This window comes from Rhizobium phaseoli, assembly GCF_010668805.1.
Taxonomy (GTDB): Bacteria; Pseudomonadota; Alphaproteobacteria; order Rhizobiales; family Rhizobiaceae; genus Rhizobium; species Rhizobium phaseoli_A.
Genome location: NZ_WUFT01000011.1, coordinates 142,472 through 155,608, shown reverse-complemented (window position 1 = coordinate 155,608; position 13,137 = coordinate 142,472). Strand labels below are relative to the sequence as shown.

Sequence of the window (13,137 nt, the reverse complement as noted above, 5' to 3'; positions counted from 1 at the left end):
AGACGTAACGTTCCGTCAGGCGCTGACCGCCTCCTGCTCCACTCCCGAAAAATCCACGGCAGCAAAAGCTGCCGCCAGCACCTCCGGCCCGGCGCCGCTTTTGGCCGCATCGGTCGACAGGATCTGGCGGTAGCGCCTGGCGCCGGGCAGGCCGGTGAAGAGGCCGACCATGTGGCGGGCTACGTGCTGCAGCCGGCCGCCACTGGCGATATGGCGCTCGGCATAAGCCATCATCCGGTCGCGCAGGCCTTCCCAGTCCGCTTCTCCTGCGGGAGCGCCGAAGAAGCGCTGGTCGACTTCGGCAAGGATCGCCGCATTCTGATAGGCGGCGCGGCCCAGCATGACGCCGTCGACATGTTCGAGGTGGGCGGCGGCTTCCTCAAGCGTGCGAATGCCGCCATTGATGCCGATGAAGATGTCTGGCCAGCGCTGCTTCATCCGATAGACAATGTCGTAGTCGAGCGGTGGGATCTCGCGGTTCTCCTTCGGGCTCAGACCCTTCAGCCAGGCCTTGCGGGCATGGATCCAGATCGCGTCGGCGCCGGCATCGAGAACGCGGGTGATCAGCGCCGGCAGAGCCTGTTCCGGCTCCTGCTCGTCGACGCCGATCCGGCATTTCACCGTCACCGGCACGGCCGCAACCCTCTTCATCGCCACGACGCATTCGGCCACCGTCTCCGGCGTCAACATCAGGCAGGCGCCGAAGGTGCCCGACTGCACGCGGTCGGAAGGGCAGCCGACATTGAGGTTGATCTCATCGTAGCCGTAGGGTTCGGCGATCTTCACCGCCTCGGCAAGCTTGGCCGGATCAGATCCGCCGAGCTGCAGCGCCAGCGGATGCTCCGCTGCGTCATGGCCGAGCAACCGGTCGCGCGGACCGTGGATGATCGCATCGGCCACCACCATCTCGGTATAGAGCAGCGCCTGCCGGCTGATCTGGCGATGGAAATAGCGGCAATGCCGATCCGTCCAGTCGATCATCGGGGCAATGGCGAAAACTGGAGCCCGGAAATAGGGCGTTTTCCTTTGATCCTCGTGCATTTCTGACATCGTCTTTTGTCTTGTTGTCTCTCGTTTTCGCCCATTCACGACCGTTTCCGAACTGCTAGTGCTACAATGTAGCAATCGGTAGAGATCGTGTAGCACCCAAATGGGCACTATATTAGAGCGAACGCGCGCAAATGGGTCGAAAGCTTATACCGCACAGATTCGGCTAGAGCAAAAAGAGCGAGCTCGTGCATTCTGAGGCTCAGACCTTCGGCCGACAACTGGCCGCGAAAGCCTGGCTTAAAAAGCGGGAGACAGAACTTGCCGAGCCGGGTGCGTTGGAGCAGCTGAAAGCTGCCGATCCGTTCCTCGCCGATGTGATCGACGAATATATCACGACGTCGCTCAAGGCGATGGGCAAGACCAAGGCCAATGCCAATGCCTGAAGCTGATCAAGAAGCATCCGTTCGCGGCGAAACGCTGCAGCGCGTTCGTCAGCCCTGACATCAGTGGTTTCGCGAAGGACCTGAAGAACGGGTGGTTGCCGAAAGGCGAGGATGATGTCTTCGAGCAGGCTCTTAAAAAGGCGAAGTAGAAGGTCCGCCAGCCGCAGACGGTCGGCAATTACATGTCGCATCTCGGATCGGTATTCACCGTCGCCCGGCCGATGTGGGAATACCAGCTCGACGAAAAGGCCTTTGAGGATGCCTTCACCGTTACCAGCCGCCTCGGCATCATCAGCCGAAGCAACGAGCGCGACCGGCGCCCGACCATCGCCGAGCTGGAAAAGCTGCTGCAGTTTTTTTCCGAGCGGAATATGCGGACGCCGCAATCTTCGCCGATGGACAAGATCATCTTGTTCGCGATTTTTTCAACTAGGCGCCAGGAGGAGATCACCGTCATTCGCTGGGATGACTACGAGCCGCAGCAACATGAAACATCCCGGCGCAAAGATCGGAAACGATGTGTGGTGCACCTTGCTACCTGAAGCCAGGTCGATCATCGAGGGCATGCCGCGGGATGAGGAGAGGATCTTCCCCTATAATCCGGACACCATCTCGAAGAATTTCACCGATGCCTACAAGCTGCTCGGCATCGAGGACCTGCACTTTCATGATCTGAGGCATGAGAGAATTTCGCGGCTCTTCGAAATGGGCTGGGACATTCTCCGCGCCGCGACAGTTTAAGCGCACCGATCGTGGACCAGTCTCAAGCGGTACACCCACATCCGTCAGATCGGCGATAAGTATGCCTATTGGCAGTGGTGCCAACCGAAAATTGAACTAAGGATCGGCAGCCTACTTCCGATCATGTTTTCACTCATGCATTCTGCCGCAGAATGACATGATTGATTCTGTCGAATTGTAGAAGGGCCACTCTTGCTAAATCTAGAAACAATCGCGGTGAAGGCCGTTACCGAAATTGTAACGAAGTCATTCAACGCAGTGGCGGCGGGAGCGACTAGCGCGATAAAAATCGCATGGCAGAAAGTGTTCCAAGATTTCGCGTCTTACATGAAGGAGACTTTTGACCGAAACCGCTTTGTAAGGATCTTGTCTCAAAAGGATCGGGATGAATACATTTACAACGTTTATGTGTCCTCCAGTTTCAAGTGCGGTAATAAAACCATAAGCGATGAGAAGCTTATTCGCGAAATAAATGATGGCAAGAACGTTGTTGTGGTGGGTAACGGCGGAGCAGGAAAAACCTTCTTCATGCGTCACCTTTGGCTCACGCTGTTCTCAGAAAATCAGGGCGGCCGAATACCCATCTTCATAGAGCTAAGGAAACTGAACGATCTTGATAAAGCCGATTTAAGAGATTTTGTGAGGCTAACGATCTCACGACGAAAACTCGACGCGGGTGTATTTGATTCGCTGTGCATTACTGGGCGCTTCGTTTTTATTCTGGATGGTTTTGACGAAGTTATAGGCACTCATAAAGATGATTTGCAGCGACAGATACTTGAGATGACGTGCGAATTTCCGGACTGCCGCTTTGTCGTTTCCAGTCGGTACGAAGACCATTTTGCCGGCTGGCAGGATTTTTTCGTCTATGAGTCGTGCCCTTTCAGTTTCAAGCAAGTAAAACAGTTAATCAAAAAGGTGCCGTTTGACCCCGCGTCGAAGAAATTATTTGTTAAAGAGCTGACTGAACGTTTTTTTAAAGAACACGTCGACTTTTTGTCAAATCCTCTGCTCGCAATAATGATGATGATGACGTTTCGGGAGAATCTGGAAATCCCAAAACGGATGAATATATTCTATGATCAAGCTTTCAACACGCTTTACCATTGGCATGATTCAACGAAAGCTTATCGACGGCATAAATTACTTGATATTCAAGACTTCCAAAGATCATTTAGTTATTTCTGTCTTATTACATACTATGATGAGAAGTATGAATTCACAAAAACAGAAATGATGACATTTATTGAAAAGAGTTCTAGGCTCGCTGGCCTCGAGGCGAGCGCTAGCAATATCTTGACGGATTACCAAGAAGCGGTGAATCTTATCAAGCAAGAGGGGCTGGTTTATAGCTTCATCCATCGATCATTTCAGGAGTACTTCGCCGCCAATGCTCTTGTTCGATTGATTTCGCGCGAGAAATTTCAGGAAATCGTTCCTCGGATAGCTGGACGGCGTAGCGATAACGTTATGATCATGGCATTTGAGATGGATAGATCAAAGGTTGTATTATCCTACATCAAGCCTTCGCTTGATAGGCTCTCCGCGCGAGGGCTTCTCGACGCCGACATCGAGCCTCTCAAGGCGCTTAGCAATGTTTCTACGCAATACCGACTGCATGGGCATAAACCAAGCAGCGCTGAAAAGCTTTCGTTTAGCATGTCAATAAGTTACGATGAGGAGGTACGGAACTTCATCGCGTTGTCCCATCAAATTCAACGTGGCCGCGAAGCCAGTAATTTCGCGCCAGACTTCGACATATTATTTACGCCAACTCTCTTCGACGACATCCAGCCCAATGGAGAGGCATGGGAGTTGGACGGCGATGTGCCGGTCACGGTTGTCGTAAGGAATGACAGTTTCCAAGTTTTAGCTGGTAGCTCGCCCTCTCCGTTAGTTGACGCCTATGTCAAGTTTCTCGTAGAAGATCAACAGGATAAAATCACTATACAATTAACGCTTATCGGCCAAACTTTTGCGCGAGTATTACGTGGCTTGCACGCATATTGGCTGGCGGAAATTGAGAAAACCGCCGCGCAAACGCGAACGCTAGATGAAATTCTTGGACTTTGACGCTCCAAATTTGCTGGCGATGCATCTGGCGAAATTCCTTCAGGGCGGCTTCGCGCCGATCATCCAAATAATCCGCAAGATGGCCCCAGTGATTATCAAAGGTGTGGCAAGGTGTGGGAGCTATCATTGAATATCGGAAAAGTGTGGCAGACATTGCTGTAACTAATTGGTCTTGATTATTTTCGCCATTCCAGGCGAGGCCTCCACCGGGTGCCGCAAATGGGGCGCCGAACCGCCGCGGGGCGGGATCATCTCGTCAACGCGCATATAACATCTGGCGGTGCGATCGACAAATGACGGTGACTGCAAACGGAAACGGCGCCCCTTGCGGAGCGCCGTTCATGCCGCCGAAGCGGAAGTCTGACTTACGAAGCCGAGATGTTGACAGCCTTCGGGCCCTTGCCCATGCGGTCCGGCTCGGTGTCGAAGGTAACCTGCTGGCCTTCGCGCAGCGACTGGATGCCAGAAGCCTGCAGCGCAGAGATATGGACGAAAACGTCCTTTGCGCCGCCGTCCGGCGTGATGAAACCAAAACCCTTGTCCTGGTTGAAGAATTTTACGGTGCCCTTGGTGGCCATTGGGATCGTCCTTTTCCCTTAGTCTGTGTAGTATCCGCGCCCCCGAGAGGAAGCGGACGGCTTTAGCTTTCGCCCCGATCGATTGGGACGAAGGGTCAGTCGGAGAAGTCACGTACGGGGAAAGAACGTCTACGTAGGCGGGTAGTCCCGCGCCGCCTTCCAAACGGAAGGGATTACCACATCTGTCCAGTCACCGGCATGCAAATGCCCGAGTAGCAAATTGGTGGCAGCTTTTCGGGCAAAAAGCAAGTGGGATTATTTTGGCATGCCCGCATCGATGGCAGGAAACGTCGAAGATTCAGATACTTGAGGAAGAGTTAGCGGTTCCTTGCATGGCTGTACCAGAGCGGGATTCCGTGCCGAAACGGGATGCGGTGTGGATTCGGTGGCTGGTGTGGATTTTGTCGTGGGCGGGGATGCGGTGCGGCACACCGATCAGCCCTCATGGTGAGGAGGCCCGTTGGGTCGTCTTGAACCACGAGAGTGGGTGGCCGGGCGGGCTTTCGTGTGGGTGGCGGGGGCAAGGCCGGGAGGTCAATTGCCCCTGGCGCATCTTTGATCCGCCCTCATCCTGATGTGCGGGAGCCGAAGGCTGTAGCCTCGAAGGAGGGGGGGGCGGCCGGCGCCATTGCCCTCGATTCTGGATGCGGTGCATCAGAGGTTCCACGCCCACTCTCGTGGTTCGGGACGGCCCTTCGGGCCTCCTCACTAATGAGGGCTGATCTTGGAGCGATCGACCACCCGCCTACTGCGCATCACCCAGCAAAGCGCTTAGGCTCCACGGATTATTTCCCTTCTGATTGGCGATATCGTCGACCTTCCAGCCGCCGTGCTGCCGCACCAGCGTGTAGAAGAGCGTCACCTCGTCGCCGTTTTCGAACTGCACTTCCACCTCGGCCTTATTATCCAGCAGGATGGGCTGGCCAATCCTGACGTCGCTCGCCGCGCCGTCCTGGCCCGCGATGACGGGATCGAAGTCGATCGCGCCGACATCGCCATCGGGCGTGTTGTCGAGATCGGCCTGGAGCAGCTCGTTCAGATGGTCGGAGAAAAAGATCGAATAAGGCGAGGGCGCCTCGGCGTCGCTATTGTCGGTGTTGTAACTGTAGAGCGCCTTGAGCAACGCCTTCGGTGTCTTGTAGGTCTCGGCCGATGCGGGCAAGGCTGCAAGCGCCGACACGGCAAGGGCCAGGATGAATGTGGGAAGACGCATGCGGGCTCTCCTCGGATGAGCAGAAATCATAACCGAAACGGACGTCCAGGTGGAGCTGCATTTTTGAAAGGAGATTGCCCGGGCACGGCCGCTGGCCTTGCCAGTCTCCGGCCGGTGTCTGCGGGCGATTACCAGGAAAGTCGGCCGCTCGTAGCGAGGCGGGGAGCCCGGCCTCTTTTTGTCGGGATCGCCGGTGACGCATCTTGCGTCCACCGGCGATCGTATCGCGATTAAATCAACGCTTCATGCGACAGGCTGGTAAACGACGGCTCGAAGACGTCCTTCACGGCGATGGTGAAATCGTGGCTGGTGGTGTTTCCAGCCGCGTCATAGGCTTCGGCGGTGAAGGTCAGGCTGTGGTCGCTTTCGAAGTCGATCGCGGCCTTCGTCTGGATCTTGTTGCCGACGAGCTTGAAGATGCCGTCCGCGTCGTCGGTCAGCCGCCATTTCACCGCGCCGCCTTCAGGATCCACGGCGGAGAGAAGGCCGACCGAGGTGCCGATCGCGACATTCTCGGATATCGAGCCGCGCGAGAAGGCAAGATTGATCGGCGCCTTGTTGACTGGGGCTTCGTTGACGTCGAGGACGTTGATCGTGATGTCCTTTTCGACCGTGACCTTGCCGTCGGAGACCGCCACCTTGATCGTGTACGATTTGGCTGTCTCGTAGTCCAAAGCCTTCGAGGTGACGATGCGATTGCCATTGAGGCGGAAGTGATCGTCGGCGCCGTCGATTAGCTTGTAGGTGAGGGTGTCACCATCGGCGTCCTTGGCGCTTAGCAGGCCGAGCGTGGTCCAGATCGGGGTATTTTCCAGCAGGGAGGTTTTCGATAACTGGATATTGGTCGGCGCGGCATTATGGTCAGCCGTGAAGGTGCCCTTGGCGAAATCGTAGACACCATCGGCAAAACGAGCGACTTCGATATCACGCAGCGTATCGGTACCCTCTTTGGCGCTCGTCAGGATATGATCAGCATTGTTCATCGCGAAGGTATAATTGGCAAAATTGCCGGAGAAGACCGCCGTGTCGATGCCAGCGCCGCCAAACAGTGCGTCATTGCCGGCGCCACCTTCGAATCGGTCGTTGCCATCGGTCCCGAAGAAATAGTCGTCGCCACCGCCGGTCTTGACGTCGATACCGAAGGCGGTGCCGTAAATGTCGACGTGGCGGTTTGCCAGTTCGTCGGAGAGGTCAGCATGGGCGCTATCTGTCAGCGTCAGTGCGAGGACATCGTTCTCGTAACCCGGCTTGTCGTATTTGACGATCTTGTCGAAGCTTTCGAACTGGGCGGCCGAAGCGAGAACCTCGGCTCCCGCCGTTTCGAGAATTTCAACATTCTTGATCGTCAGACCGGCAAGTCCGATGAATTCCATGCCGGGATCCAAGGTCGGCTCGATGACGCGGAGCGTATCCGTGCCGGCGCCGCCATCGATCGTTCCGGAAAGCGCGGAAGAGTGTGACTGCAAGTTGATGGCATCATTGCCGTCGCCGGCGTCAATGTCGAAGGCTTCAGGGGCGGTGGAAATATTATCGCCGTCAGTGATCTTGTCGTCGCCCGCTCCCCCCCTGAGGACATCATTTCCGGCGCCACCGAAGAGCTTGTCATTGCCTGCGCCGCTGTCGAGAATGTCGTTGCCTTCAGTCCCAGTCAACAGGTCGTCGCCGCCGCCGGTCTTGACGTCGATGCCAAAGGCGGCGCCGCTAATGCCGCCAATGTCGACCCCATAGTTTGCAAGTTCGTCGGAAAGATCGACATGTGCGCCGTCTGTCAATCTCAAGAAAACGGGAGAGTCCGGATCCGAGCTGATGATCGTATCGAAGCTCTCGAACTGCGCGGCCGAACCAACGGCTCCATGCCCTGCCGTATCAAGAATTTCGACGTTCTTGATCGTCAGGCCGGTGAACTGGCCGCCTAGCAACTTGTCAAGGCCAGTGCCGCCATCGATTGTTCCAGAGAGCGCCTGAGCATATGTCTCCACGCTGATGGTATCGTTGCCGTCGCCCGCATCGATGTCGAAGACTTCCGGAGAAACGCCGACAGAGTCACCGTCAAAGATCGTGTCGTTGCCTGTTCCGCCCCTGATGATATCATTTCCGGCTCCGCCATAGATCGTGTCGTTGCCTTCGCCGCCGGTCAGCAGGTCATTTCCGTCGTTGCCATTGATGAGGTCGTCGCCGCCGCGGGCGTCGAAAATATCATTTCCGTCGGTCCCTAAGAAGTGATCCTGGCTGCTGCCGGTCGTGACATCGATACCGGAGACCCTGCCATAGATATATACTTGGCCACTTGTGAGTTCGTCAGAGAGATCTACATGGGCACCGTCCGTTATGCTCAAGTCGATGTCAAAACTGCCATTTTGTGCGACGATCTTGTCGAAGCTTTCGAGCTGCGCGGTCGATGCGACAATGCCAAATGGCCCTGCCTCGAGGATTTCGAAGTTCTTGATCGTCAGGCCTGTCAGAGCACTGGCTTGCAGCCTGTCGGTGCCGGCGCCGCCGTCGACTGTTCCGGATATTTTGAGGCTGACATCGTTTGACAGGTTCACGATGTCGTTGCCAGTGCCCGCATCGATGTTGAAGACTTCAGCGGCGCTTGAGAAATAGTCACCATCGTAAATCGTATCGTCGCCTGCGCCTCCGCGGATGACATCATTGCCGACGTCGCCGGTGAGTACGTCATTGCCTTCGCCGCCATTGAGCGTGTCATTGCCAGTGCCGCCGTTGATCGAATCGTTTCCGCCTCCACCATTCAGCGTGTCTGCGCCGGCACCACCCCAAATAGTGTCGTTACCTCCGCCGGTTGTGATCGCATTGGCACTGCCTGAGCCCGTCACATTTGCCGAAACCGAGCCCAGCTCGTCGGCCAGGTCTGCCGTACCGGAGCCCGAAACTTGCAGTGTGACCGTAGCGAGAGGATTAGCGGCGGAGTAGCGGATAACATCGTAAGCTTCGAATTCAGCGCCGGTCTTGGTAATTGGTGCGCCGTTGGTGTCCAGAATGTTCAAGGCCATATTCAAACTTTCAAAAAAGAGGTTGGCGACGCATCCCTGAATCTGGGAGCGATCATGTTGAGGTTAGATCAGCGCTTAGTGCAGCAGGCTCGAAAACGATGGCTCGAAGACGTCCTTCACGGCGAGCGTGAAGTCGTGGCTGGTGGTGTTTCCAGCCGCGTCATAGGCTTCGGCGGTGAAGGTCAGGCTGTGGTTGCTTTCGAAGTCGATCGCCGCCTTCGTCTGGATCTTGTTGCCGACGAGCTTGAAGATGCCGTCCGCATCATCGGTCAGCCGCCACTTCACCGTGCCGCCTTCCGGATCGACTGCTGAGAGGAGACCGACCGATGTGCCGATCGCGACGTTCTCGGAGACCGAGCTGCGCGAGAACGAGAGCTTGATCGGAGCCTGGTTGATCGGCGTTTCGTTGACGTCGAGGACGCTGATCGTGATGTCCTTTTCGACCGTGACCTTACCGTCGGACACCGCCACCTTGATCGTGTACGATTTGGCTGTCTCGTAGTCCAAAGCCTTCGAGGTGACGATGCGATTGCCATTGAGGCGGAAGTGATCGTCGGCGCCGTCGATGAGCTTGTAGGTGAGGGTGTCACCATCGGCGTCCTTGGCGCTGAGCAGGCCGAGCGTTGTCCAGATCGGTGTATCCTCGGAGAGGGAGGTTTTCGAGAGCTGGATATTGGTCGGTGCCGTATTGTTGAGTTTGAATGTTTCCGTGGCGAAATCGTAGACGCCATCGGAAAAACGCGCGAATTCGATGCCTGTCAGCGTATCGGTTCCTTCCTCGGCGCTGGTCAGGATGTGATCGCCATTGTTCAAAGCCAGGGAATAATTGACGAAATTGCCTGAGAAGATCGCGGTGTCGATGCCTGCGCCGCCGATCAATTTGTCGTCGCCGGCACGGCCATTGAAAAGGTCGTTGCCTCCACTGCCGTCGAAAATATCGTTGCCGTTGGTGCCGACAAACTCGTCGGCGCCGCCGCCGGTCTTGACGTCGATGCCGGAGGTGTAACCGGTAATGAACGCCCCGAGATCTCCCAGCTCATCGGAAAGATCGAGATGGTTGCCATCCGTCACAGCTAATGACGCGCGCGAACTGTCGAACGGATCGGTCAACCAGATGATCTTATCAAAGCTTTCGAACTGCGCGCTCGAACCCTCAACCAGGCCAATCGTTTGAAGGGTTTCGATGTTCTTGATCGTCAGGCCTGTCAGCGTGGAGGCTTGCAAGGTATCAATCCCGGCACCGCCGTCGATTGCTCCGGAAGCCAGTGAATCATATCTTTGAATAGTTATGGCATCGTCGCCGTCGCCCGCATCGATGTCGTAGACCTCAGGGGTAACGTCGAACAGTTCACCATCCGAGATAAAATCGTTGCCGGCGCCGCCTCTGATGACGTCATTCCCGGTGTTGCCCGAGAGCTGGTCATCGCCGTCGCCTCCATTCAGAATGTCATTGCCATCTCCGCCCGTGAGCAAATCACTGCCATCACCGCCATTCAGAGTGTCGTTGCCATCTCCACCATGGATCCAATCGTTTCCGTCGCCGCCGTTCAACGTATCGGCGCCGTAACCGCCTGCGATTTTATCGCTGCCCGCGCCGGTGGTGATGATCGAATCGCCTCCGCCGAAGTCGGTCACATCTGCGACGGCCGAGCCCAGTTCGTCAGAAAGGTCTACCGTCCCGGAATCTGAAAGGAACAGAATGACGGGGGCGAGAGGATCGGCTGGTGAGTTGCGGATGACATCGTAGGCTTCGAACTCAGCGCCGGTCATGGTCGTTATGAAGCCATACGTATCGAGGATATTCAAAGGCACATTCGGTTGGGTATCATTGCTTGTGAAGATTTCCGTGCCGAAATCGTAGAGGCCATCGGCAAAGCGGGCGAATTCGACGCCTGTCAGCGTATCCGTCCCTTCCGCAACACTTGTGAGGAAGTGATCGCCATTGTTCAACGCAAAGGAATAATCGGCGAAATTGCCTGCGAACAGCGCCGTGTCGATGCCCGCGCCGCCATTAATGGTGTCGTTGCCGGCGCCGCCGGTCAATTTGTCATCGCCGGCATTGCCATTGAGAATGTCGTTGCCATCGCTGCCGTCGAAAATGTCGTTGCCGTCGGTGCCGGTGAACTCGTCGTCACCGCCGCCGGTCTTGACGTCAATGCCGAAGGCATCGCCGTCGACGAACGCTCCCAGATCTCCCAACTCGTCGGCGAGATCGAGGTGGGCGCTGTCCGTCAGTGTCACTGCGGCGCGAAAGTCGCCAAACGGATCGGTCGACCAGACGATTTTATCGAAGCTTTCCAATTGTGCGCTCGATCCGGCGACCGACCATCCTGCCGTCTCAAGGACTTCGATGTTTTTGATCGTCAAGCCCCGGAGCGAAGCGGCTTGCAGCGTATCGATCCCATCGCCGCCATCAATCGTTCCGGAATTCAGCGGAGCCAATGTTCCTACGCTTATGGAATCGTTGCCGTCGCCCGCATTGATGTCAATGACTTCCGCGCTTAGGCCGAAAAGTTCACCATCGTCAATCGTATCGTTGCCAGCGCCGCCTCTGATCACGTCGTTCCCGACGTCGCCAGAGATGTGGTCATTGCCGTCACCGCCATTCAGCGTGTCATTGCCAACGCCACCATTGAGGCTGTCGTATCCTGCGCCGCCGTTCAGCGTGTCTGCGCCGTCGCCGCCTGCAATATTGTCGTTGCCTGCGCCTGTCGTAATCACATCGTTGCCGCTTGTGCCGATCACATTGGCGGAGCCAGAGCCCAGTTCGTCGGAAAGGTCTACAGTGCCTGAATCCGAGATGACCAGGTTGACCGGGACGAGAGGATTGATTTCGGAGTCGCGGATGACGTCGTAGGCTTCGAACTCAGCGCCGGTTTTGGTAATCGTCGCGCCATTCGTGTCCAGAATATTCAGCGGGGTGCCCGGCTCGGTGCTGTTGACCGTGAAGGTTTCCGTCCCGAAGTCGTAGACGCCATCGGCAAAGCGCGCGAATTCAACGTCTGTCAGTCTATCCGTGCCTTCCAGCACGCTCGTCACGACGCGACTGCCATTGTCGACCGCGAAGGAGTAATCAGCGAAATTGCCTGCAAATGCAGCCGTGTCGATGCCCGCGCCGCCATCAATGGTGTCGTCGCCGGCGCCGCCGGTCAGTTTATCATCGCCGTCATTGCCATTGATGAGGTCGCTACCGCCGCTGCCGTCGAAAATGTCGTTGACGTCGCTGCCGGTAAACTCATCGTCGCCGTCGCCGGTTTTGACGTCAATACCGGAGAAGCCGCGGACAAGAGTGCCAAGATCTCCCAGTTCGTCGGAAAGATCGAGATGGGCGCTGTCCATCACCACCAGCGAGGGGTCATAACTGAAGACGGGGTCAGTTGACCTTACGATCCTATCAAAGCTCTCGAACTCTGCGCTCGAACCGCTAATCTGAAATGCTGCCGTTTCAAGGTTTTCTACATTGTTGAGCGTCAGGCCGTGGAGCGACCAGGCGCGCAACGCATCGATGCCATCACCGCCGTCAATCGTTCCCGACGTAAACGCAGCGAAGCTGTCTATGGTTATGACGTCGTCGCCGCTGCCGGCGTCGATGTTCAGGATTTCCGGCAGCAGGCCGTCCGGTCCAAAGTTAAAACCGCCATCGGTGATTCGATCGTTGCCGTCGCCGCCTATCAATGTGTCGTTGCCGGCATTGCCGTAGATTATGTCGTCGCCGGCGCCACCGCTCAGTGTGTCCGCGCCGTCGCCGCCTGTGAGGATGTCGTTGCCGGCACCGGTCGTGATCGTGTTGTCGCCGCTCGAGCCGGTCACATCCGCCGATACCGAGCCCAGCTCGTCAGCTAGGTCCGCGGTGGAGGAGTCGGAGACGGTGAGGGAGACAGGTCCGGAAGGATTGGCTTCAGAGTAGCGGATAACGTCGTAGGCTTCGAACTCGGCGCCGGTGTTGGCAATTGTGGCGCCGTTTGTATCCAGAATATTCAAGGCCATATTTTAATCTTCCCCAAAAGATGCGTTTTACTCTGAAAAATGAGAAACCCCCGAAAGAACTGTTTATCGGCTCGGCCGACGACAACCCCACGGGGATCTAT

Annotated in this window: 9 protein-coding genes; 4 read left to right on the top strand and 5 right to left on the bottom strand. The window is 56.4% G+C overall.

What is annotated here, in order from left to right:
• Positions 1–15 precede the first annotated feature (15 nt).
• A complete protein-coding gene (gene dusA, locus GR197_RS18715; protein ID WP_164012132.1) occupies positions 16–1,041 on the bottom strand; it encodes a tRNA dihydrouridine(20/20a) synthase DusA in 1,026 nt (341 codons plus the stop codon).
• A gap of 194 nt (positions 1,042–1,235) precedes the next feature.
• On the opposite strand from dusA, the gene GR197_RS32770 reads away from it, so the two are divergent.
• The 4 genes from GR197_RS32770 (at position 1,236) to GR197_RS18705 (ending at position 4,247) form a co-directional block, all read left to right on the top strand.
• Complete coding sequence (locus GR197_RS32770; protein ID WP_348643286.1) at positions 1,236–1,433, top strand: hypothetical protein; 198 nt, start codon at positions 1,236–1,238, stop codon at positions 1,431–1,433.
• 182 nt (positions 1,434–1,615) lie between these two features.
• Entirely contained in the window at positions 1,616–1,975 is a 360-nt protein-coding gene (locus GR197_RS32765; RefSeq protein ID WP_348643285.1) for a hypothetical protein, read from the top strand.
• Entirely contained in the window at positions 1,965–2,174 is a 210-nt protein-coding gene (locus GR197_RS32760) for a tyrosine-type recombinase/integrase (RefSeq protein ID WP_348643284.1), read from the top strand. The genes GR197_RS32765 and GR197_RS32760 overlap by 11 nt, the downstream gene beginning before the upstream one ends.
• A 216-nt stretch (positions 2,175–2,390) precedes the next feature.
• Positions 2,391–4,247, top strand: coding sequence for an NACHT domain-containing protein (locus tag GR197_RS18705; RefSeq protein ID WP_164012130.1), 1,857 nt, complete (start codon positions 2,391–2,393; stop codon positions 4,245–4,247).
• 365 nt (positions 4,248–4,612) lie between these two features.
• On the opposite strand, the gene GR197_RS18700 is transcribed toward GR197_RS18705, so the two are convergent.
• From GR197_RS18700 to GR197_RS18685, 4 genes are all read right to left on the bottom strand, one after another.
• The gene (locus tag GR197_RS18700; protein ID WP_003540801.1) at positions 4,613–4,825 is read right to left on the bottom strand and encodes a cold-shock protein; all 213 of its coding nucleotides are present in this window, start codon (positions 4,823–4,825) and stop codon (positions 4,613–4,615) included.
• 745 nt (positions 4,826–5,570) lie between these two features.
• A complete protein-coding gene (locus GR197_RS18695) occupies positions 5,571–6,038 on the bottom strand; it encodes a DUF3828 domain-containing protein (RefSeq protein WP_164012128.1) in 468 nt (155 codons plus the stop codon).
• A 230-nt stretch (positions 6,039–6,268) separates the two neighbouring features.
• Positions 6,269–9,049: a cadherin domain-containing protein gene (locus GR197_RS18690; protein ID WP_164012125.1), complete on the bottom strand. Its 2,781-nt coding sequence runs from the start codon at positions 9,047–9,049 to the stop codon at positions 6,269–6,271.
• 75 nt (positions 9,050–9,124) lie between these two features.
• Positions 9,125–13,036, bottom strand: a complete 3,912-nt coding sequence (locus tag GR197_RS18685) for a cadherin domain-containing protein (RefSeq protein WP_204330282.1) — start codon at positions 13,034–13,036, stop codon at positions 9,125–9,127.
• Between the last annotated feature and the right edge of the window lie 101 nt (positions 13,037–13,137).